Below are 20,219 nucleotides of genomic sequence, written 5' to 3'. Positions count from 1 at the left end.
GCGGCCGGGTGCAGGCCGGGAGGGCCTCATCCCGGAATCTGTTGCGCGACGCGCCTCTAGGATGTACGGGTCGCCCGGCGCCGCACGAGCGCCGGCAGGAGGGACACCATGACCACGCCGCGCACCGTCCTCGTCACCGGGGGCAACCGGGGGATCGGCTTCGCCATCGCCCAGGAGTTCGTGGCCGCCGGTCACCGGGTCGCCGTGACCGCGCGCTCGGGCTTCGGTCCGGAGGGCTCCCTCACCGTCGTCGCGGACGTGACCGACGCCGCCTCCGTCGACGCCGCGTTCACGCAGGTCGAGGCGGAGCTGGGCCCGGTCGAGATCCTGGTGGCGAACGCGGGCATCACCCGCGACACCCTGCTGCTGCGCATGACGGAGGAGGACTTCACGTCCGTCGTCGACACGAACCTCACCGGGGCGTTCCGCGTCGTCAAGCGCGCATCGAAGGGGATGCTCAAGCAGCGCTTCGGTCGCGTCGTCCTCATCTCCAGCGTGGTCGGCCTCTACGGGTCGCCGGGCCAGATCAACTACTCCTCGTCGAAGGCCGCCCTCGTGGGCTTCGCCCGCTCGCTGACCCGCGAGCTCGGCGCCCGCAACATTACCGCCAACGTCGTCGCTCCCGGCTTCATCGAGACCGACATGACCGCGGAGCTCTCGCCGGAGCAGCAGGCGGAGTACCGGAAGAGCATCCCGCTCGCCCGCTACGGCACCGCTGCCGAGGTCGCGAAGGTCACGCGCTGGCTGGCCGGCGACGAGGCCGCGTACATCTCGGGTGCCGTGATCCCGGTCGACGGCGGCCTCGGGATGGGCCACTGACCGATAAGCCCTGGGCTTATATCCGACGGATATAAGCTCTAGGCTTATGCGATGACCTCCTCCGATGTCGTCGCCGTGCTCCTGGACCTGGTGACCTCCCGCTCCCTCGTCGACCGCGCGGGTGCTCAGCGCGAGATCGAGCGGGGCTTCGCCGAGGTGGAGGCCGCGGTCCCGGCGATCCAGCCCCTGCACCCGACGGTCGGCGACGAGTTCCAGGCGATCTACCCCTCCGTCCACGCCGCACTCCGGGCGACGCTGCAGGCGCGCCTCTCGCTCCCGGCCGGCGTCGACTGCCGCGCGGGCATCGGCCTGGGCGAGGTGCGGGTGGTCGGGTCGGGGATCGCGGGGGACCTCGAGGACGGGTCCGGCTGGTGGCGCGCGCGCGAGGCCATCGATCGCGCCCACGCGCTCGAGGACGGTGCCGTGCCCACGGCCCGCGGATGGTTCGTCGCCGGGGACGCCGACGGGGACTCCGGCGAGGCGGCCGTCAACGCCTACCTCCTCTCCCGCGACGCGCTGGTCGGAGCGCTCAGCGCGCGCGATCGCCGACTCGTGCTGGGGAGCCTGCGCGGAGCGTCGCAGAAGGAGCTGGGCGAGCAGGAGTCGATCTCGCAGCCCGCCGTCTCGCAGGCGCTGCGGCGCGCGGGAGCGGGCGCCCTCCTCGCCGGCGCGCGCCTGCTGGAGGAGACGTGCTGACGGCGCTGCTGCTCGCCGTGATCGGCCTCGGCGACCTCGCGCGCACGCACCTCCGCCGCCGTGCGGCCCTCCTCGCGATCCCCGTGCTCGCCGCCGCAGCCGTGACCGCAGCGCTCCTCGTCGGAGCCCCGCCGCTCGGTGCGGCGATCGTCGTCGTCCTGGCCGGAGCCTGGCTGCTGACGACCACGACCGTCGAGAACGCGCGGCCGCCCGGGGGTCTGCGTCCGGCCGTCGCCCTCGTCGCGGCGGTCCTGGTGCTGACCGCTGTCGACCGCGCCGTCGGCATCCCGACGGGGCCGCTCGCGCCGACCATCGTCGCGAGCACGCTCCCTCCGATCGAGCAGCTCGCTCTGGCGGTCGGAGCCGGGCTCTTCCTGCTGGAGAGCGGCAACGTGATCGTGCGGGCGGCACTGTTCCGCGAGCTCCCGCAGGCCGAGCCCGCGCCGCGCCCGCGCTGGAGCGAGCGGTTCGCGCGTCGGGAGCCGGCCGACGCCCGCCTGCCGGACCTCCAGGGCGGGCGCACGATCGGACCGCTGGAGCGGCTGCTGATCGCCGGCCTCACGCTCGCCGGAGCGATCGGCCTCGCCGGTGCCGTGCTCGCGGCCAAGGGGATCGTGCGCTTCCCCGAGATCTCCCGCGACGGCGGCAGCGGCGAGAAGGCGGAGTACTTCCTGGTGGGCTCGCTCGTCAGCTGGGCGCTGGCGCTCGGCTGCGCCGGACTCGTCGCGATCGCGGGCCGCTGACCTTCCTGAGGCCGGGGGAGGCGGGCCTCAGCCGCGGAGGCCGAGGACAGGCAGCAGCTGCGACAGGTCGAGGCCGCCGACGACGAGGTCGGCGCGCTCGCGCACCAGGGGCTTGGCGTTGAAGGCGACCGCGAGGGAGGCGACCGCCATCATCTCCAGGTCGTTCGCACCGTCGCCGACGGCGATCGTGCGCTGCGGCGGGACGCCCGAGACCGCCGCCCACTCGCGGAGCGCTTCCGCTTTGGCCGCGGCGTCGATGACCGCCCCGTCGACCGCTCCGGTCAGCAGGCCGTCCCCGCAGCAGAGGCGGTTGGCCCGGACGAAGTCGAGGCCGAGCGCACCGGCGACCGGGTCGAGGACCTCGTGGAACCCTCCGGACACCACACCGATGCGGCCGCCGGCGGCGTGGACGCCGGCCACGAGCTCGGCGGCGCCGGGCGTGACGCGGACGCCCGAGCTCACACCGGGGAGCACCGACTCCGGGACCCCGGCGAGAGTGGCGACCCGCTCGCGGAGGCTCTCGCCGAAGTCGAGCTCGCCGCGCATCGCCCGCTCCGTGACGGCGGCGACGCGCTCCTCGGAGCCGGCGTGCACCGCGAGGAGCTCGATCACCTCGTCCTGGAGGAGGGTGGAGTCCGCGTCGAGGACGACGAGGAAGCGGGCAGGCGTCGCAGGACGCTCACTCATGGGCCGGTCCGATCGGTCGGGTGGGCGCGCCGGGGCGCAGAGCTCGACCCGCGGGGGTGCTACGGGTGGACGACGACGCCCTTGCCGACGACGGTGATGCCCGACTCGGTGACGGTGAACCCGCGCTCGCGATCGCGGTCGTGGTCCACGCCGACTCGAGCACCGGGCTCGACGACGACGTCCTTGTCGAGGATAGCGCGGACGACCAGCGCGTCCGGACCGATGCGGACCTTATCGAAGACCACCGAGTCGGTGACCGTCGCGTTCGACTCGATGACCGTCCAGGGCCCGACGACGCTGCGCTCGATGTGCGCGCCCGAGATCACGGTACCGAGCGAGACGACCGAGTCGACCGTCGATCCCATGTTGCCCTTGCCGTCGCGGACGATCTTGGCCGGAGGGGAGTTCAGCTGCGACGAGAAGATCGGCCACTGCTGGTTGTAGAGGTTGAAGACCGGCAGCGCCGAGATGAGGTCCTGGTGGGCCTCGAAGAAGGAGTCGATGGTGCCGACGTCCCGCCAGTAGTAGCGGTCGCGGTCGGTCGAGCCGGGGACGTCGTTGAGCTTGAGGTCGTAGACGCCGGCCTCGCCGCGCGCGACGAAGTCCGGGATGATGTCGCCGCCCATGTCGTGGTCCGACGTGGAGGACTCGCCGTCGCGGATGACCGCGTCGATCAGGGCGTCCGCGTCGAAGACGTAGTTGCCCATGGAGGCGAGGACCTCGTGCGGGGAGTCGGCCAGGCCGACGGCGTCCTTGGGCTTCTCGAGGAACTCGGAGATCATCGTCGGGACGATGCCGTCGCCCGCCTCGTCACCGGCGAGCTGGATGACGCCGAACTGGTCCGCGAGCTCGATCGGCTGGCGGATGGCCGCGACGGTCGCCTTCGCACCGGACGCGATGTGCGCGTCGATCATCTGCGAGAAGTCCATGCGGTAGACGTGGTCGGCGCCGACCACGACGACGATGTCGGGCTTCTCGTCGCGGATCAGGTTGAGGCTCTGCAGGATCGCGTCGGCCGAGCCGCTGAACCAGCGCTTGCCCAGGCGCTGCTGCGCGGGGACCGAGGCGACGTAGGAGTTCAGGAGCCCGGAGAGGCGCCAGGTCTGCGAGACGTGGCGGTCGAGCGAGTGCGACTTGTACTGCGTCAGCACGACGATCTGGGTGAGACCGGAGTTGATCAGGTTGGACAGCGCGAAGTCGATCAGCCGGTACTGCCCGCCGAACGGCACCGCGGGCTTGGCCCGGTCCGCCGTGAGGGGCATGAGGCGCTTTCCCTCGCCGCCGGCGAGGACGATGCCGAAGATCTTCTTTGACTGCATGGCACCACAGTAGGGGCTCGGGCTTCCCCGTGGACCCCGGCTGTCGCCGGGGGAGCGCCCTGTACTACGGTTCGGGGGTGCGAGTCGATCTGCTGACCAAGGAATACCCGCCCGAGGTGTACGGGGGAGCCGGTGTCCACGTGGCCGAGCTCACCAAGGCGCTGCGCAGCGACCTGGAGGTCGTGGTGCGCTGCTTCGGCGCGCCGCGCGAGGAGGAGGGCACGTTCGCGTACTCCGTCCCCGCGGAGCTCGCCGAGGCGAACGGCGCGCTGCAGACCCTCGGGGTCGACCTGCAGATCGCGCAGGACGCGGCGGGGGCCGACCTGGTCCACTCCCACACCTGGTACGCCAACGCCGCGGGGCGTCTCGCCCAGCTCCTGCACGGCATCCCGCACGTGGTCTCGGCGCACAGCCTCGAGCCGCTGCGTCCGTGGAAGGCCGAGCAGCTCGGCGGCGGCTACCGCGTCTCGAGCTGGATCGAGCGGGAGGCGTACGAGAACGCCGACGCCGTGATCGCGGTGTCCGGCGGCATGCGCGAGGACATCCTCCGCTCCTACCCGGCCCTGGACCCGGCGAAGGTCCACGTGGTCTACAACGGCATCGACCTCGACGCCTGGCACCCGGTCGAGGACGAGGCCGTCCTCGCCGAGCTGGGCATCGACCCCTCGCGCCCCTCCGTGGTCTTCGTCGGCCGCATCACCCGGCAGAAGGGCCTGCCCTACCTGCTCCGCGCCGCCGCGACCCTGCCTCCCGAGGTGCAGCTCGTGCTCTGCGCGGGCGCCCCCGACACCCCCGAGATCATGGCCGAGGTCACCTCCCTCGTCCGCAGCCTCCAGGAGGAGCGCACCGGCGTCGTCTGGATCGACCGGCATCTGCCGCGCCACCAGCTCTCCGCGGTCCTGACGAACGCGACCACGTTCGTCTGCCCCTCGATCTACGAGCCCCTCGGCATCGTCAACCTCGAGGCGATGGCCTGCGGTGCGGCGGTCGTCGGGACGGCGACCGGCGGCATACCGGAGGTCGTCGACGACGGCGTGACCGGCCTTCTCGTCCCGATCGAGCAGGTCACCGACGGCACCGGCACCCCCGTGGACCCGGAGCGCTACGTCGCCGACCTGGCCGCCGCCCTCGCCGAGGTCGTCGCCGACCCGGAGACGGCGAAGCGGATGGGCGCCGCGGGCCGCGAGCGCGCGCAGAGCCACTTCAGCTGGACGCAGATCGCGCGGGACACCCGGGCGATCTACGACTCGCTCGTCTGAGCCTCCCGGCCGCCTCCTTTAGAATGGCTCCCATGCCCAGCGTTGTCTCGTTCGTCGATGTGTCCTTCGTCCGGAACGGCAAGCGGATCCTCGACCACGTGTCGTGGGACGTGGCCGAGGACGAGCGCTGGGTGATCCTCGGCCCCAACGGGGCGGGCAAGACCTCGATCCTGCAGATCGCCGCCGCGCAGAACTACCCCTCGACCGGTGCCGCGCACCTGCTCGAGGAGACCCTCGGCCGGGTCGACGTGTTCGAGCTGCGCCCGCGCATCGGCTACGCCTCGACCGCGATGGCGCGCCGCCTCCCGGCCGGCGAGAGCGTGCTCGACGTCGTGATGACCGCCGCCTACGCCGTCACCGGCCGCTGGAACGAGGGCTACGACGCGATCGACGAGCGCCGCGCCCGCCGCGTGCTGTCCGAGTGGAAGCTCGAGCACCTCGCCGAGCGCACCTTCGGGACGCTCTCGGACGGCGAGCAGAAGCGCGTCCAGATCGCCCGCGCGATCATGACCGACCCCGAGCTGCTCCTGCTCGACGAGCCGGCCGCGAGCCTCGACCTCGGCGCCCGCGAGGAGCTCGTCCAGCTGCTGGGTGGCTTCGCGAAGGACCCGGCGTCGCCCGCGATCGTGATGGTGACCCACCACGTCGAGGAGATCCCCGACGGCTTCACCCACGCCCTGCTCCTCCGGGACGGAGCGGTGGTGGCGGCGGGCCCGCTGGCCGAGTCCCTGACCGAGGCGACGCTCGCCGAGACCTTCGGGCTCGACATCGCTCTCACCCGCGAGAACGGGCGCTTCTCGGCCCGCGCCCGCGGCTGACCCCGTCTCCGAGGTCCGGGCGCGGCGCGACTTCTGCGCGCGCTGCCGGTCTGGTATTCTCGGTAGCTGGTTCGGGCCCGTTCGCGGTGCGCCCGCCCTCATCCACCCGTTCCCGTCGACGACAGGTGCGGTTCAGGACCATCGACGACAGGACACGACCATGAAGACCGACATCCACCCCGAGTACTCCGCGATCGTCTTCCGCGACCTCGCGTCCGGTGAGACCTTCCTCACCCGCTCGACCGCGAAGAGCAGCAAGACGATCGAGCTCGACGGCGTGACCTACCCCGTCATCGACGTCGAGATCTCCTCCGCCTCGCACCCGTTCTACACGGGCAAGCAGCGCATCATGGACTCGGCCGGCCGTGTCGAGAAGTTCAACAGCCGCTACAAGAACTTCGGCAAGTAGCCTTCCTCGAAGGGCCCTCGACCTCACGGTCGGGGGCCCTTCGTCGTTCGTGCGGGGCGGTCCTCAGTAGCGGTAGAAGCCCTCTCCGGTGGCCGTTCCGAGGCGGCCGCGATCGAGGTACTCCGTCTTCAGGTGGGCGGCGAACGCCTGGGAGGCCTCGTCCGGGGCCGCGGCGGCGATGTTGTAGGCGGTCCGCAGACCGACGACGTCGAAGATCTGGAAGGGTCCGAGCGGGGCGCCGGTGCCGATCCTCCAGGTCTTGTCGATGGTCTCGTGGTCGGCGTAACCGCCCATGAGCAGCCCCGACGCGGCGTTGAGGAGCGGCACCAGCAGCGAGTTCAGGACGTAGCCGGCCTTCTCCTTCTGCAGCCTGATGGGCTCGAGGCCGCTGGAGACGGCGAACTCCACGATGGCGTCGACCACGGCGGGGTCCGTGTCCGTCGTCCCCATGATCTCGGCCGTGTTCTGCGCCCAGACGTGGTTGGCGTAGTGCAGCGCGAGGAACCGGTCGGGTCGGCCGGTCGAGGCCTTCAGGTCGCTGGGGAGCAGCGTGGACGAGTTGGTCGCGAAGACCGTGCGCTCGGGAGCGAGCGCACCCAGGCGGCCGTACAGCTCCTGCTTCAGGCCCAGGTCCTCGGGGACGGCCTCGATCACGAGGTCGGCGTCGGCGACAGCCTCCGCGAGGTCGGAGGTGAGGCGGAGGGAGTCGAGCGCCTCCTGCGGTCCGCCGGCGACGCCGCCGGGCACCGACTCGTAGACGCCCGCGAGACCGCGGAGCCGCTCGCGCGCCGACTCGAGGACGTCGTCGGAGAGGTCGTAGACGGTGACGGCGAAGCCGTGGAAGGACGACTGGAAGGCGATCTGGGAGCCGAGCACTCCGCTGCCGAGGACGGTGACCGTGCGGATCGTGGGCATGACTTCTCCTTGCGAGAGGGGGGGGAGGGGGAACACGTGCTCACCCGATCCCACAGCGCCGCGGTCCGCGGAGCGAGGGCTTGCGCCGACGGGCGGGCCGTGGCCGTCGGGGAGCCGGCGCGGTAGCGTCCCGGCATGGTGTCCTTCGCCGACAAGCCGATCCTGCCGTTCACGACTCCTGAAGAGTGGGACGCCTACCTCCGCGGCGAGCCCGACCCGGACGGAGTCCGGCTGAAGCTGCGGAAGAAGGCCGCCGTCGATCCGGGGATCACCTACGCCGAGGCGCTCGATATCGCGCTCTGCCACGGCTGGATCGACGGTCAGGCGGGAGCCTTCGACGAGCAGTTCAAGCTCCAGGCCTTCACCCCGCGGCGTCGCGCGAGCCCGTGGTCCAAGGTCAATCGCGATCACGTCGCACGGCTGCTGGCGGAGGGCCGGATGCTGCCGGGCGGGCTGGCCGAGGTCGAGCGGGCACGCGCCGACGGGCGCTGGGACGCGGCCTACCGGCAGCGCGATGCGGAGGTGCCGGACGACTTCCAGCGGGCGCTCGACGCGGATCCGCAGGCCCTGGCCTTCTTCGCGACCGTCGGCGGGCAGAAGCGCTTCGCGTTCCTCTTCCGCCTCTCGCAGCTGAAGCGGGCGGCGACGCGGGAGCGGCGGATCGCGGAGTACGTGGCGCTCCTGCGCGAGGGGCGCACGCTGACTTGAGGGGTCAGTGGCGGACCGGCCAGCCCCCGTCGGCGACGAAGGACTCGTCGCGGACGCGGCGCATGTACTCCTGGAAGGACTCGGCCTGGGTGCGGCACCAGTCGACCTGGAGCGCGTGCAGGGCCTCCGCGCCGACTCCGAGCTCGTCCGCGAAGGCGCGGCCCAGCGCCTGGGCGACGCGGCCCGCCGCGATCGCGTCCGCGCCCGCGTCGTGCGCCTCGGTGAGGGCGACGCCGTAGTGCTCGGCGGCGAGGGTCAGGGTGCGCTTGCCCTTGCGGTAGCGGTCCACCGCCTTGTCGATCACGAGCGGATCGACGACGGGGCTCGGGTCGAGCAGCACGGGCACGCCCCAGCGGCGCGCCTCGTGGGCGAGGAGCGAGAGGTCGTAGGGGGCGTTGTAGACGACGACCGGGATGCCGCGGGCGAGGAGCGAGCGCAGCGCCTCGGAGATCTCGGCCACAACCTCGCCGGCGGGGCGGCCGTGCGCGCGGGCGTGCTCGGTGCTGATCCCGTGGACGGCGGAGGCGCCGGCCGGGATCTCGACCCCGGGATCGGCGAGCCAGGTCGTGCCCTCGATCGGCTCGCCCGCCGCGTCGATCACGCCGACGTGCGCGGTGACGATGCGGCTCGTGCGGACGTCGATGCCGGTGGTCTCGAGGTCGAACACGGCCAGCAGGTCGAACCACCGCGCCCCTTCGGAGGGGACGAGCTCCTGCTCGGCGTCGTCGAACAGCATCGGCTCGGTCTGCGTCTCGGTCGTTCCGGTGGTGCTCACGCCGACAGCCTAAAGGGGGCCTCCGACATCGGCCGGAGGCCCCTCGGCGTGCTGCCGGGTCAGCGGGCCTCGTGCGCCTTGGCGACGTGGAGCCAGAAGAAGCCCTGCGTGCCGAGCGTCATCGTCAGCGTGCCGTCGTCCGAGAATCCGGGGAAGCGGCCGCCGCCGAACAGGTCGCTGAGCGTCGATCCGGGGTTCTCCGGGTCCGTGATCGTGACCGAGACCGGGTTGTGGTTGAAGCTGAAGACGCAGAGCACCTCCTCGGGCTGGTCGCCCATCTCGGAGCCCGAGCCGGCGTAGTCCCGCACGAAGGCGAGCACCGACTCGTGGTCCGTCTCGAGGACGCGCATCGACCCGAGGCCGAACGCCGGGTGGCCGCGGCGCACGTGCAGGACGTTCCGCATCCAGTGCAGCAGGGAGCGGGACTGCGCCAGCTGCGCCTCCACGTTGACCTGGTTGTAGTGGTAGACGAGCGACTGGACGATCGGCTGCACGAGCTTGCCGGGGTCGGCGGCCGAGAAGCCGGCGTTCCGGTCGGGCGTCCACTGCATCGGCGTGCGCGACGCGTCGCGGTCGTTGAGCCAGATGTTGTCGCCCATGCCGATCTCGTCGCCGTAGTACAGGAACGGGCTGCCGGCGAGGGAGAAGAGCAGGGCGTTGATCAGCTCGAGCTCGGCGCGCGAGTTGTCCAGAAGCGGCGCGAGCCTGCGGCGGATGCCGATGTTGGAGCGCATCCGCGGGTCGTAGGCGTACCAGCCGTACATGGCCTGGCGGTACTCCTCGGACACCATCTCGAGCGTGAGCTCGTCGTGGTTGCGGAGGAACACGCCCCAGGCGGCGCCGCTGGGGATGTCGAACGTCTCGGAGAGCACCTTCTTCAGCTCGTTCGCCGTCTGCGCGCGGAGGGAGTAGAAGATGCGCGGCATGACCGGGAAGTCGAACGCCATGTGGCACTCGGGCTCCTCCTCCGTGCCGAAGAACGCGGCGACCTCCCGCGGCCACTGGTTCGCCTCGGCGATCAGGATGCGGCCGGGGTAGTCGCGGTCGACCATGGTGCGGAGGTTCTTGATGAACTCGTGGGTGGGCGGCTCGCCCTCTCCGTTGCCCTCGTCGGACTCGTAGAGGTAGGGGATCGCGTCGAGCCGGATGCCGTCGACGCCGAGGTCGAGCCAGAACTTGACCACGTCGTGGATCGCCTCGTGCACGGCGGGGTTCTCGAAGTTGAGGTCCGGCTGGTGCGAGAAGAAGCGGTGGAAGTAGAACTGGCGGCGCTCGGCGTCGAAGGCCCAGTTCGAGTCCTCGGTGTCGACGAAGATGATGCGGATGTCCGGCCACTTGTCGTCGGTGTCGTTCCAGACGTAGAAGTCGCCGTAGGGGCCCTCGGGGTCGGACCGGGACTGCTGGAACCACTCGTGCTGGTCGCTGGTGTGGTTGAGCGGGAAGTCCATCACGATGCGCATGTTGCGCTCGTGGGCCTTCCGGACGAGGTCGCGGAAGTCCTCCATCGTGCCGAACTCGGGGAGGATCGCCTTGAAGTCGGAGACGTCGTAGCCGCCGTCGCGCAGAGGTGACATGTAGAACGGCGGGAGCCAGAGGGCGTCGATCCCGAGCCACTGCAGGTAGTCGAGCTTGGAGGCGAGCCCGTTGATGTCGCCGGCGCCGTCGCCGTTGGAGTCGTAGTACGACCGGATCATCACCTCGTAGAACACCGCCCGGCGGTACCACTGGGGGTCGAGGGCGAGTCCGGGGAGTTGGATCGGCGACGTGAAGCTCACGGTGCTCCTTCTGCTGCTGCCTGAGCGGATGACCGTCTCGCGAGACGGGTGGGCGGTGCGCCGTGTTGCGAGCGCGTGATCATGCTCCCGGCTCGGATCGAGGCCACGCAAGGCGTTGCGGCCAGATCTTCGACGGGCTTTCCCTACGATAAGGAACGCGATGACCACTCCCTCCCCCTACGCCTCCGATCTCGGCCGTGTCCCCGTCCGCGAGGCCGCGGTGGACGTCGCCGGATCCCGCACCGCCTACTGGACCTACGGCGCTCCGGACGCCTCGACCGTCCTCGTGCTGGTGCACGGGTTCCGCGGCGAGCACCACGGCCTCGAGCCCGTCGTCGCCCGTCTGCTCGCCGGGGGAGCGGACGTGCGGGTCGTCGCTCCCGACCTGCCCGGCTTCGGCGCCTCGACCCCGATGACGCGCCTGCCGCACGACGTGGACGGCTACGCCTCCTGGCTCGGCTCCTTCCTCGACACGCTGGGGCTCCGCGGCGAGGCGGCCGTCCTCGGCCACTCCTTCGGCTCGATCGTCGCGGCCGCGGCTGTCGCCGACGGGCTGCCCGCTCCGCTCCTGGTGCTGGTCAACCCGATCGGCGCGCCCGCCCTGCAGGGTCCCCGCGGCGTCCTGACCAGGCTCGCCGTCCTCTACTACCGGCTCGGCGCGCTCCTGCCGGGGCCCCTCGGACACCGCCTGCTCAGCGACCCGCTGATCGTGCGGGTGATGAGCCTGGCGATGGTGAAGACGAAGGAGCCGGCGCTGCGACGCTTCGTGCACGACCAGCACGACCGCTACTTCAGCGCCTTCGCCTCCCGCGACACGGTCCTCGAGGCGTTCCGCGCCTCCGTCTCGCACGACGTCGGCGAGTACGCCTCCCGGATCGGCGTGCCGACGCAGCTGATCGCCGCGGCGCAGGACGACATCACTCCGCTCCCGGCGCAGTACCGCCTGCTCGAGAGGCTGCCGCACGCCCGCCTGCACGTCATCGACGGAGTCGGCCACCTGATCCACTACGAGACGCCGGACGAGGCCGCCGCCGTGCTGCGGACGGCCCTCGAGGAGGGGATCGACCGATGAGGATCGTCGTCGACTGCCGGTACACCCGGCTCGAGCGGCACGACGGGATCAGCCGCTACACCGCGGAGCTCGTCCGCGAGCTCGCGAAGCTGCACGACGTGACCATGCTGATCAGCGACCGCCGCCAGCTCGCGATGCTCCCGTCGCTCCCGTGGGAGCGCGTGACCGGGCCGACCAGCCCGTTCGAGCCGTTCGTCGCGCTGCTGGTGAACCGGCTGCGGCCCGACGTGGTCTTCTCGCCGATGCAGACCATGGGCTCGCTCGGCCGCCGCTACCGGCTCGTCCTGACCGTGCACGACCTCATCTACTACCGCCACCGCACTCCGCCGCGCGACCTGGCCGCTCCCGTGCGCGCGCTCTGGCGGCTCTACCACCTCGCCTGGTGGCCGCAGCGGAGGCTCCTCCAGCGCGCCGACGCGGTCGTCACCGTCTCGGAGACGACCCGCGACCTGATCCGCTCCCACCGCCTCACCACCCGGCCGGTGGTCGTCGTCCCGAACGCGGCGACCGAGCCCGACGAGGCGAGCGCCGCTCTGGCGGGATCGCTGCCCGACCGGTCGGCCGCGCGCTCGCTCGTCTACATGGGCTCGTTCATGCCCTACAAGAACGTCGAGACGCTCGCGCGCGCGATGCGGCTGCTGCCCGACTACGAGCTGCACCTGATGAGCCGAGCGAGCGACGAGACCGTCGAGACGCTCCGGGCCCTGGCGCCGACCGCGAAGCTGGTGTTCCACCAGGGGGCGCCGGACGCGGAGTACCGCGCGGTGCTCGCGCGGGCGACCGCTCTCGTGACGGCGAGCAGGGACGAGGGCTTCGGGATCCCGCTGGTCGAGGCGATGGCGCTCGGGACGCCGGTCGTGGTGAGCGACATCCCGATCTTCCGCGAGATCGCCCAGGACGCCGCCGTGTACGTCGACCCGTCGAGCGCGAAGGGCATCGCGGACGGTGTGCGGTCGCTCGAGGACGGCGCCGTGTGGCGGACGCACTCGGCCCGGGCGAGGGAGCGGGCCGCGGCCTTCTCCTGGCGCGACTCCGCCCGGGTGCTCTTCGGGCTCCTGCAGGACCTCGGCCGGCGCTGACGCGGTCCGGCGATCGGACCGCCTCCGGGAGGCGGGCCGTCAGGCTCCCGGGGCCGGGCTGAGCACGTCGTCGAGGTCGACGTCCGCCACGACCACGTCGCCGGAGTCGTCGACGCCGACGATGCGCAGTGCCCCGTCGACGATCGCGAAGTCGTGCCGGGAGCCGTTGCCGACCGAGACGCCGTGCACGGGGAGGTCCTCGCTGCTGAGCGCGCGGATCAGGCTGCCGATGACCGCACCGTGCGTGGCGACGACGACGGACGCGTCGGGGAAGCGCTCGGCCACCTCGAGCAGCGCGGCGGTCGCCCGCTCGACGACCTCGGCGCGGGTCTCGCAGCCGGGGATCGGCGCGCGCTCGATGCCTCCGGGGAAGCGCTCGGCGAGCTCGGGACCGGTCATCCCCTCCGCCTCGCCGTAGGCGCGCTCGGCCAGGCCCGGCACCGCCAGCGGCTCGTCGAGTCCGAGACCGCGCGCAATGATCGCTCCGGTGTCGAAGGCGCGCTGCAGCGGACTGGCGACCACCGCGTCGAAGCGCCGTTCGGCGAGCAGCCGCGCCGCCGCCCGCGCCTGGGCGCGCCCGGTCGCGTTGAGCGGGATGTCGCTCCTGCCCTGGATGCGCCGGGCGGCGTTCCAGTCGGTCTGGCCGTGGCGGACGAGGGTGAGCTGGGTCACAGGGGCCTCTCGGGAGGTCGGGTGCGGAGCGGGCGGGAGCTCAGAGGGCGGCGGTGCGGCGCGCGGGCAGGCGCTCGGCGAGCTCGCGGAGCACCTCGCTGGTGCCGCCGTCGATCTTGATGCTCGCGCGCGAGTCACCCTTGGTGGTGCCGCGGTTGACGATCACGATCGGCATCCGGGCGCGACGGGCGATCTCGAGGAAGCGGATGCCGGAGTTGACCACGAGCGACGAGCCGGCCACGAGCAGGGCGTCGGCGCCCGCGACGATGGCGCGCGCCTCCTCGAACCGCTCGGTCGGGATGAACTCGCCGAAGAAGACGATGTCCGGCTTCAGGATCCCGCCGCAGACCGTGCACTCGGGGACGGTCATCGCCGAGACGTCGTGGACCTCGGCGTCGCCGTCGGGGTTGAGGGAGGAGACGTCGGGGTCGTCGAGCCAGGGGTTGAGCGCCTCGATCCGCTCGGCCACCGCGTCGCGGGCGAAGTACTGGCCGCAGGTCATGCAGCGCACACGGTCCGCCGAGCCGTGCAGATCCACGACGCGGCGCGAGCCGGCCCGGACGTGCAGGCCGTCGACGTTCTGGGTGACGACGCCCGTGAGCAGGCCGCGCTCCTCGAGCCGTGCCAGGGCCCGGTGGCCGTCGTTGGGGAGCGTGCTGGTGAAGCGGCGCCAGCCGAGCTGGCTGCCGGCCCAGTACCGGCGGCGGTAGTCGGGATCGGCGACGAACTGGGAGTAGGTCATCGGGCTGCGCACCGGTGCCCCGGCTCCGCGGTAGTCGGGGATGCCCGAGTCGGTGCTCATGCCCGCGCCGGTGACGGCGGCGATGCGGCGCCCGCTGAGGAGTTCGACGGCCTGCTCGACCGCGAGCGCCTCGGGGCCCTCGGCGACCGGTGTCGGACTCGACTCCATCCGCGCCTCCTTCGAGGGCCGTTCGAGCGGCCCCCGACGAGTTTAGTCCGCGCCGTGCCCTAGATTGCCGGGATGCCGATCGTGCACATCACCGACCTCGACCACCCGCTCCTCGCCGACTACCACCGCCTCACCGACGTGGCGCTGCGGCGGGTGCTGGAGCCGGAGGGCGGTCTGTACATCGCCGAGTCGGCCAAGGTGATCGAGCGGGCGCTCGACGCCGGGCACCGTCCCCGCTCGGTCCTGGTGCAGGAGAAGCGGCTGCCGGACGCGGCCGGGGTGCTCGAGCGTCACCCCGAGGTGCCGGTCTTCGTGGCGCCGGATCCGCTGATCGAGGAGCTGACCGGATTCCACCTCCACCGCGGAGCGCTCGCCTCGATGCACCGTCCGCCGTTGCGGCCGATGGCCGAGCTGCTGGAGGGCGCGCGCCTCGTCGTGATCCTGGAGGACCTGGTCGACCACACCAACGTCGGCGCCGTCTTCCGCGCCGCGGCCGGCATGGGCGCGGACGCGGTGCTCGTGACGCCGCGGTGCGCGGACCCCCTGTACCGGCGCAGCGTCCGGGTGAGCATGGGCACGGTCCTGCAGGTGCCGTGGACGCGCACCCCCGAGTGGGCACCGGCTCGCCGCGCTCTGGAGGAGGCCGGGTTCTCGGTCGCCGCCCTGGCGCTCGCTCCGGACGCGGTGCCGCTCGACGAGTACGCGGCGGCTCGCCCCGAGCGCGTCGCGATCGTCCTGGGCGCCGAGGGGGACGGGCTCAGCCGCGCGGCGCTGGACGCCTCGGACACCGTCGTCACCATCCCGATGCTGCACGGCGTCGACTCGCTCAACGTGGCCTCGGCGAGCGCCGTCGCACTGTGGGCGCTGACCCGCGGGCGCTGACCGCCCGGCTCCGGCGCTCGGCGGCCCCGCGGTGACCTGCTGCTGACGCTCCCGACGCTGGATCGGGGTCGGTGCCGCGCGTCACCCGCCGCGTCCGACGACGGGGCGGCGTCCGGGACGGGTGAGAGGCTCGCCCGTACGATGACGGGGTGACCTCCCCGACCCGATCCGACGACGCCCTCGACCTGTTCGGGGAGCCCGCCGCGCCGGAGCCGCGACCGCGTCGACGGCGCGGGGCGGTCGTCGCCGGTCTCGTCGCCGCGACCGTGCTGGTCGGCGGAGGCGGTGCCTACGCGACCAACGCGGCGACCGCGGAGCTGCCGACGGCGAGCGCCGTCGCGGTGGACCCCGTCTCGAGCACCGTCGACGCGCCCGCTCCGGCCTGGCCTGCCTACGGCTCCGGCGCCGTGGCGGCCGTGGGCATCGACGGGACGGAGGAGGACGGGCTGCTCGCCCGCTACGGCTCCACCGGAACCGTGCCGACGGGGAGCATCGCCAAGGTCGTCACCGCTCTCGTCGTCCTCGCGGCGAAGCCGATCGCGGCGGGGACGGACGGGGAGACCATCACCTTCACGAGCGCGGACGTGCAGTACTACAACGACACCCTGGCCGAGAACGGCTCGAACGCTCCGGTCACCGCGGGTCTGCAGCTGACCGAGCGGGAGGCGCTGACCGCCATGATGCTCCCGTCCGCGAACAACTACGCGAAGTCGCTCGCGATCTGGGCGTACGGCTCGGAGGACGCCTTCCTCGCCGCGGCGCGCGGCTGGCTCGACGGGCAGGGGCTCGAGCGGACCTCCCTCGCCGACACCAGCGGGCTCTCGCCGGCGACGGTCAGCACGACGGCCGAGATGGTGCGCCTGGGCGAGCTGCTGATCGCGGACCCGGTGCTCGCTCCGATCGTCGCGATGCCGACCGCGGTCATCCCGGGGGTCGGCGAGGTCGACAACACCAACTCGCTCCTCGGCCGCTCGGGAGTGGACGGGATCAAGACGGGGACGACCGACGAGGCGGGGTCGTGCCTGCTGTTCTCGCTCGACTCGACCGTCGAGGGCCGGCCGGTCACCCTGGTCGGCGTGGTGGTGGGCGCGCGTACGCACCCGCAGCTCGCCGCGGACGTGCTGACCCTCGTCCCGACCGTCGAGGCGGGCTTCCGGACCGTCCCGCTGACCGTCGAGGGGCAGGAGTACGGCACTCTCACGAGCGCGTGGGGGGAGACGGCGACGGCCGAGACCGCGGAGGCGCGGTCCGTGCTGGTGTGGGGCGCGGTCTCGACGACGACCACGGTCGCCCTCGATCCGCTCGAGACCGTCGCCGACGGTGAGCGCGTGGGGACCGCCGTCGTCGACGTCAACGGCACCCCGTACGAGCTTCCCCTCGTCGCCGACGGGTCGATCGAGGACCCGGGCTTCGCCTGGCGCCTCGGCCACCCGGCCGAGCTGTTCGGCTGAGCGCGGGGCGAGCTGCCGCCTCCCGGGAGCGGATCAGGCCAGGGGATCCGTGGCCCGGTCGTCGATGATCCGCACGCCCGCGGTCGCGATGTCCTCGGCGACCTCCTCCGGCGTCGCGTTGCCCGACACGACCGAGCCCGGCTCCGAGGCCGCGGGATCGGTGCTCCAGCGCTCGGCGGAGGGCCGCTTGGCGGTGATGAAGTCGCCGGAGGACTGGTGGCGGACGCGGCGCAGCACCCACGGCACGAGGTACTCCCGCGCCCACTGGATGTCCTCCGTGCGGGCGGCACGCCAGGTGCGGGCGTGCAGCGGCTCCGGGGCCAGGGGGCGCAGGTCGTTCTCGACGTTCAGCGACTCGAGGACCATGCGCGCGACCTCGTGGTGGCCGTGCGGGTTGAGGTGCAGGCGGTCCGGCGCCCACATCCGCACGTCCTGGATCTCCTGGAGGGACCACTGGTCGGCGACGATGCAGTCGTACCGCTTGGCCAGCGCCCGCAGGTTCTCGTTGTAGATCGCGACCTTCCCGCGGATCCGCCCGAACACGGGGGAGAAGCCCACATCCACTCCGGTGAAGAGGACGACGGTCGCCCCGTCGGAGCGGAGCCGGGCGAGGCCCGACTCGAAGCGGGACGCGATGTCGTCGGGGTCGGTCCCCGGGCGGATGACGTCGTTCCCGCCCGCGGAGATGGTGATGAGGTCGGGGCGCAGCTCCAGGGCGGGCTCGACCTGCTCGTCGACGATCTGCTGCAGGAGGCGGCCGCGCACCGCCAGGTTGGCGTAGGCGAAGTCCTCGTTCTGGCTGCCCAGGACCTCCGCCACGCGGTCTGCCCAGCCGCGGTGCCCGCCGGGGCTGCCGGGCTCGGGATCGCCGATCCCCTCGGTGAAGGAGTCGCCCAGGGCGACGTAGCGGGACCACGGATGACGCTGCTCGACCATCCCTCCATCATGCTCCGCACCCGGCCGCCGGTGGCACGGCGCGACACGCCGTGCGCCTCCCGGCGGGCCGCGGAGACCGAGCCGCTGTCGGAGGCGTCGGCTAGATTCGGTCCACGTGAACAGTCCCTCGAGCTTCGGTCATCAGGTCGGCACCTCCGCCGCTGAGCACCTGTCCCCGTCGTTCCCGGGCAGGGCACCGTGGGGTACCGCGAACAAGCTCCGCGCCTGGCAGGCGGAGGCGCTCGAGGCCTACTTCCAGCACGAGCCGCGCGACTTCCTGGCCGCCGCGACCCCGGGCGCGGGCAAGACCACCTTCGCGCTGCGGCTGGCCGCCGAGCTGCTGCACAACCGCACGGTCGACCGGATCACCGTGGTCGCTCCGACGGAGCACCTCAAGCGCCAGTGGGCCGAGGCCGCGCACCGCGTCGGCATCCGCCTGGACCCGACCTTCACCAACCGCATGGGCCGCCACGCCCGCCACTACCACGGCGTCGCCGTCACCTACGCGCAGGTCGCCGTCCGCGCCGAGCTCCACCGCGAGCTCACCCTGTCCGGCCGCACCCTCGTCATCCTCGACGAGGTGCACCACGCCGGCGACGCCCTCAGCTGGGGCGACGCGGTGCGCGAGGCCTTCGAGCCCGCGGTCCGCCGGCTCTCGCTGACCGGGACGCCGTTCCGCTCGGACACGGCGGCGATCCCGTTCGTCAGCTACCTGCCGGACGAGGAGGGCATCCGCACCTCGCTCACCGACTACGCCTACGGCTACGGCCGCGCGCTCGCGGACGGCGTCGTCCGGCCGGTGCTGTTCATGGTCTACGCCGGGCAGATGCGCTGGAAGTCGAAGGCCGGCGACGAGATGGAGGCGCGGCTCGGCGAGGGCAACACCAAGGACATCACCTCGCAGGCCTGGCGGACCGCGCTGGACCCGAAGGGCGACTGGATCCCCTCGGTCCTCCGCGCCGCCAACACCCGCCTCACCGAGGTGCGGCGCGCCGTGCCCGACGCCGGCGGCCTGGTCATCGCGACCGACCACTACACCGCGCGCGCCTACGCCGCGATGCTCCGCGAGATCAGCGGCGAGACCGTCACCGTCGTGCTCTCCGACGAGAAGGAGGCGAGCGACCGGATCGAGGAGTTCGCGAAGGACACCGGTCGCTGGATGGTCGCGGTCCGCATGGTCTCCGAGGGCGTCGACGTGCCGAGGCTCGCCGTCGGCGTCTACGCGACATCGGCGTCGACTCCTCTGTTCTTCGCCCAGGCGATCGGCCGCTTCGTGCGCGCGCGGCGCCGCGGCGAGACCGCCTCGGTGTTCCTCCCGAACGTGCCCGGCCTGCTCGCGCTGGCGGGCTCGATGGAGCTGCAGCGCGATCACGCCCTCGACCGCAGGACCTCCGACGACGAGGAGTACCCCGAGGCCGACCTGATGGCCGACGCCGAGCGCAGCGACAAGGCGTCCTCCGATCTCCTGGAGGAGGGCCGCTTCGAGTCGATCGGCTCGGCCGCCACCTTCGACCGCGTCGTCTACGAGGGCGCCGAGTTCGGGATGGAGGTCGAGGTCGAGAGCGAGGAGGAGCTCGACTTCATCGGCCTGCCGGGGCTCCTCGAGCCCGACCAGGTGCGGGAGCTGCTCCAGCACCGGCAGCAGCGGCAGGCCAAGCGCGCCGGCAGCCGCGCGGGCGCGGCGGCCCCGGCCGAGCCGGCGAGCGAGATCCCGGCGCCGCTCTACCGCACGCTCAAGGAGCAGCGCAGCCTGCTCAACTCCCTGGTCGGCCTGTGGGCACGGGGGACGGGCGAGTCGCACGGCCAGGTGCACACCGAGCTGCGCCGGCTCTGCGGCGGACCCGCGGTGGCGCAGGCGAGCGTGACCCAGCTGCAGGCGCGGATCGACCTCCTGCGGCGCAGGCTCGGCTCGCACTGATCGCGGTGCGGCGCCCCGGTCCGTGGCGACGTGGCCCTGACGACGGGGCCGATCGCTGCTCCCGCCCAGCCCGGCCGGCCCCTCCGCGTGCGCCGGACAGTCCCTCCGGCGCGTTCTAGCCGATGCACCCGGCGCGGCGCCAGCCCTCCCCGGCGGACCGGGCGCGACCGTACTGTTCGAGCGTGACCCACCGGAACGACCTGCCCGCTCACGCGCCCGCAGGACGAACCGGACGGCGGTTCCGGCCGCCGGTCGTGACCACCGGAGGAGGACCGCGCGATGAGCGCTGACCGTCAGGGGAATGCTCGAGACACGCTCGCTAAGCTGAGCAGTCGGTCCGTCGCGGAAGTGACGGACCATCACCCCCGACGTCGGG

General features: G+C 72.5%; 20 protein-coding genes. 12 read left to right on the top strand and 8 right to left on the bottom strand.

Annotation, left to right across the window (positions count from 1 at the left end):
- Positions 1–108: 108 nt before the first annotated feature.
- The 3 genes from C5C69_RS06480 to C5C69_RS06470 are packed head-to-tail and all read left to right on the top strand — an operon-like array spanning position 109 to position 2,258.
- The gene (locus C5C69_RS06480; protein ID WP_104257561.1) at positions 109–819 is read left to right on the top strand and encodes a beta-ketoacyl-ACP reductase; all 711 of its coding nucleotides are present in this window, start codon (positions 109–111) and stop codon (positions 817–819) included.
- A gap of 51 nt (positions 820–870) precedes the next feature.
- Positions 871–1,515 carry a SatD family protein gene (locus tag C5C69_RS06475; RefSeq protein WP_104221954.1) on the top strand — a complete coding sequence of 215 codons (645 nt, stop codon included), beginning with the start codon at positions 871–873 and terminating at the stop codon, positions 1,513–1,515.
- Complete coding sequence (locus C5C69_RS06470; protein WP_104257560.1) at positions 1,509–2,258, top strand: hypothetical protein; 750 nt, start codon at positions 1,509–1,511, stop codon at positions 2,256–2,258. Before C5C69_RS06475 ends, C5C69_RS06470 begins: the two co-directional genes overlap by 7 nt.
- Positions 2,259–2,285: 27 nt before the next feature.
- Here the strand turns inward: C5C69_RS06470 and serB are convergent, their stop codons facing one another.
- Both serB and C5C69_RS06460 read right to left on the bottom strand, forming a co-directional pair.
- A complete protein-coding gene (gene serB, locus C5C69_RS06465) occupies positions 2,286–2,945 on the bottom strand; it encodes a phosphoserine phosphatase SerB (protein WP_104246808.1) in 660 nt (219 codons plus the stop codon).
- Positions 2,946–3,004: 59 nt separating this feature from the next.
- A complete protein-coding gene (locus C5C69_RS06460; RefSeq protein WP_104257559.1) occupies positions 3,005–4,264 on the bottom strand; it encodes a glucose-1-phosphate adenylyltransferase in 1,260 nt (419 codons plus the stop codon).
- 77 nt (positions 4,265–4,341) lie between these two features.
- Here C5C69_RS06460 and glgA point away from each other — a divergent pair, with 77 nt between their 5' ends.
- From glgA to C5C69_RS06445, 3 genes are all read left to right on the top strand, one after another.
- Positions 4,342–5,523: a glycogen synthase gene (gene glgA / locus C5C69_RS06455; RefSeq protein WP_104257558.1), complete on the top strand. Its 1,182-nt coding sequence runs from the start codon at positions 4,342–4,344 to the stop codon at positions 5,521–5,523.
- 32 nt (positions 5,524–5,555) lie between these two features.
- On the top strand, positions 5,556–6,341 hold the full coding sequence (locus tag C5C69_RS06450) for an ABC transporter ATP-binding protein (protein WP_104221964.1): 786 nt from the start codon (positions 5,556–5,558) through the stop codon (positions 6,339–6,341).
- Positions 6,342–6,501: 160 nt separating this feature from the next.
- Positions 6,502–6,750 carry a type B 50S ribosomal protein L31 gene (locus C5C69_RS06445; protein WP_068253003.1) on the top strand — a complete coding sequence of 83 codons (249 nt, stop codon included), beginning with the start codon at positions 6,502–6,504 and terminating at the stop codon, positions 6,748–6,750.
- Positions 6,751–6,813: 63 nt separating this feature from the next.
- Here C5C69_RS06445 and C5C69_RS06440 read toward each other — a convergent pair whose 3' ends face one another.
- Complete coding sequence (locus C5C69_RS06440) at positions 6,814–7,665, bottom strand: 3-hydroxyacyl-CoA dehydrogenase (RefSeq protein WP_104257557.1); 852 nt, start codon at positions 7,663–7,665, stop codon at positions 6,814–6,816.
- A gap of 135 nt (positions 7,666–7,800) precedes the next feature.
- Here C5C69_RS06440 and C5C69_RS06435 point away from each other — a divergent pair, with 135 nt between their 5' ends.
- Complete coding sequence (locus tag C5C69_RS06435; RefSeq protein WP_104232624.1) at positions 7,801–8,373, top strand: YdeI family protein; 573 nt, start codon at positions 7,801–7,803, stop codon at positions 8,371–8,373.
- Between the two features lie 4 nt (positions 8,374–8,377).
- Here C5C69_RS06435 and C5C69_RS06430 read toward each other — a convergent pair whose 3' ends face one another.
- Positions 8,378–9,109, bottom strand: a complete 732-nt coding sequence (locus C5C69_RS06430; RefSeq protein WP_104222136.1) for a 3'-5' exonuclease — start codon at positions 9,107–9,109, stop codon at positions 8,378–8,380.
- A 98-nt stretch (positions 9,110–9,207) separates the two neighbouring features.
- Entirely contained in the window at positions 9,208–10,923 is a 1,716-nt protein-coding gene (gene treS / locus C5C69_RS06425) for a maltose alpha-D-glucosyltransferase (RefSeq protein ID WP_104221970.1), read from the bottom strand.
- A 160-nt stretch (positions 10,924–11,083) separates the two neighbouring features.
- Here treS and C5C69_RS06420 point away from each other — a divergent pair, with 160 nt between their 5' ends.
- Both C5C69_RS06420 and C5C69_RS06415 read left to right on the top strand, forming a co-directional pair.
- Entirely contained in the window at positions 11,084–11,995 is a 912-nt protein-coding gene (locus tag C5C69_RS06420) for an alpha/beta fold hydrolase (protein WP_104257556.1), read from the top strand.
- Positions 11,992–13,074, top strand: coding sequence for a glycosyltransferase family 1 protein (locus C5C69_RS06415; protein ID WP_104225279.1), 1,083 nt, complete (start codon positions 11,992–11,994; stop codon positions 13,072–13,074). The genes C5C69_RS06420 and C5C69_RS06415 overlap by 4 nt, the downstream gene beginning before the upstream one ends.
- Positions 13,075–13,113: 39 nt before the next feature.
- Here C5C69_RS06415 and C5C69_RS06410 read toward each other — a convergent pair whose 3' ends face one another.
- Both C5C69_RS06410 and C5C69_RS06405 read right to left on the bottom strand, forming a co-directional pair.
- Positions 13,114–13,746 carry a histidine phosphatase family protein gene (locus C5C69_RS06410; RefSeq protein ID WP_104257555.1) on the bottom strand — a complete coding sequence of 211 codons (633 nt, stop codon included), beginning with the start codon at positions 13,744–13,746 and terminating at the stop codon, positions 13,114–13,116.
- 40 nt (positions 13,747–13,786) lie between these two features.
- Positions 13,787–14,656: a Sir2 family NAD-dependent protein deacetylase gene (locus C5C69_RS06405; RefSeq protein ID WP_104250355.1), complete on the bottom strand. Its 870-nt coding sequence runs from the start codon at positions 14,654–14,656 to the stop codon at positions 13,787–13,789.
- A 72-nt stretch (positions 14,657–14,728) separates the two neighbouring features.
- Between C5C69_RS06405 and C5C69_RS06400 the strand changes: the two genes are divergently transcribed.
- Complete coding sequence (locus C5C69_RS06400; protein ID WP_104232619.1) at positions 14,729–15,538, top strand: RNA methyltransferase; 810 nt, start codon at positions 14,729–14,731, stop codon at positions 15,536–15,538.
- Positions 15,539–15,687: 149 nt separating this feature from the next.
- The gene (locus C5C69_RS06395) at positions 15,688–16,989 is read left to right on the top strand and encodes a D-alanyl-D-alanine carboxypeptidase family protein (protein ID WP_104257554.1); all 1,302 of its coding nucleotides are present in this window, start codon (positions 15,688–15,690) and stop codon (positions 16,987–16,989) included.
- Between the two features lie 33 nt (positions 16,990–17,022).
- Here C5C69_RS06395 and C5C69_RS06390 read toward each other — a convergent pair whose 3' ends face one another.
- Positions 17,023–17,925 carry an SGNH/GDSL hydrolase family protein gene (locus tag C5C69_RS06390; protein WP_104257553.1) on the bottom strand — a complete coding sequence of 301 codons (903 nt, stop codon included), beginning with the start codon at positions 17,923–17,925 and terminating at the stop codon, positions 17,023–17,025.
- Positions 17,926–18,040: 115 nt separating this feature from the next.
- On the opposite strand from C5C69_RS06390, the gene C5C69_RS06385 reads away from it, so the two are divergent.
- Positions 18,041–19,843 carry a DEAD/DEAH box helicase gene (locus tag C5C69_RS06385; protein ID WP_104221986.1) on the top strand — a complete coding sequence of 601 codons (1,803 nt, stop codon included), beginning with the start codon at positions 18,041–18,043 and terminating at the stop codon, positions 19,841–19,843.
- The last annotated feature ends 376 nt before the right edge of the window (positions 19,844–20,219 follow it).

Origin of the sequence: Rathayibacter sp. AY1C7 (genome assembly GCF_002931865.1) — a bacterium.
Classification (GTDB): domain Bacteria; phylum Actinomycetota; class Actinomycetes; order Actinomycetales; family Microbacteriaceae; genus Rathayibacter.
The sequence above is the reverse complement of the archived record's forward strand: the minus strand, read 5'-3'. Positions and strand labels throughout refer to the sequence as shown.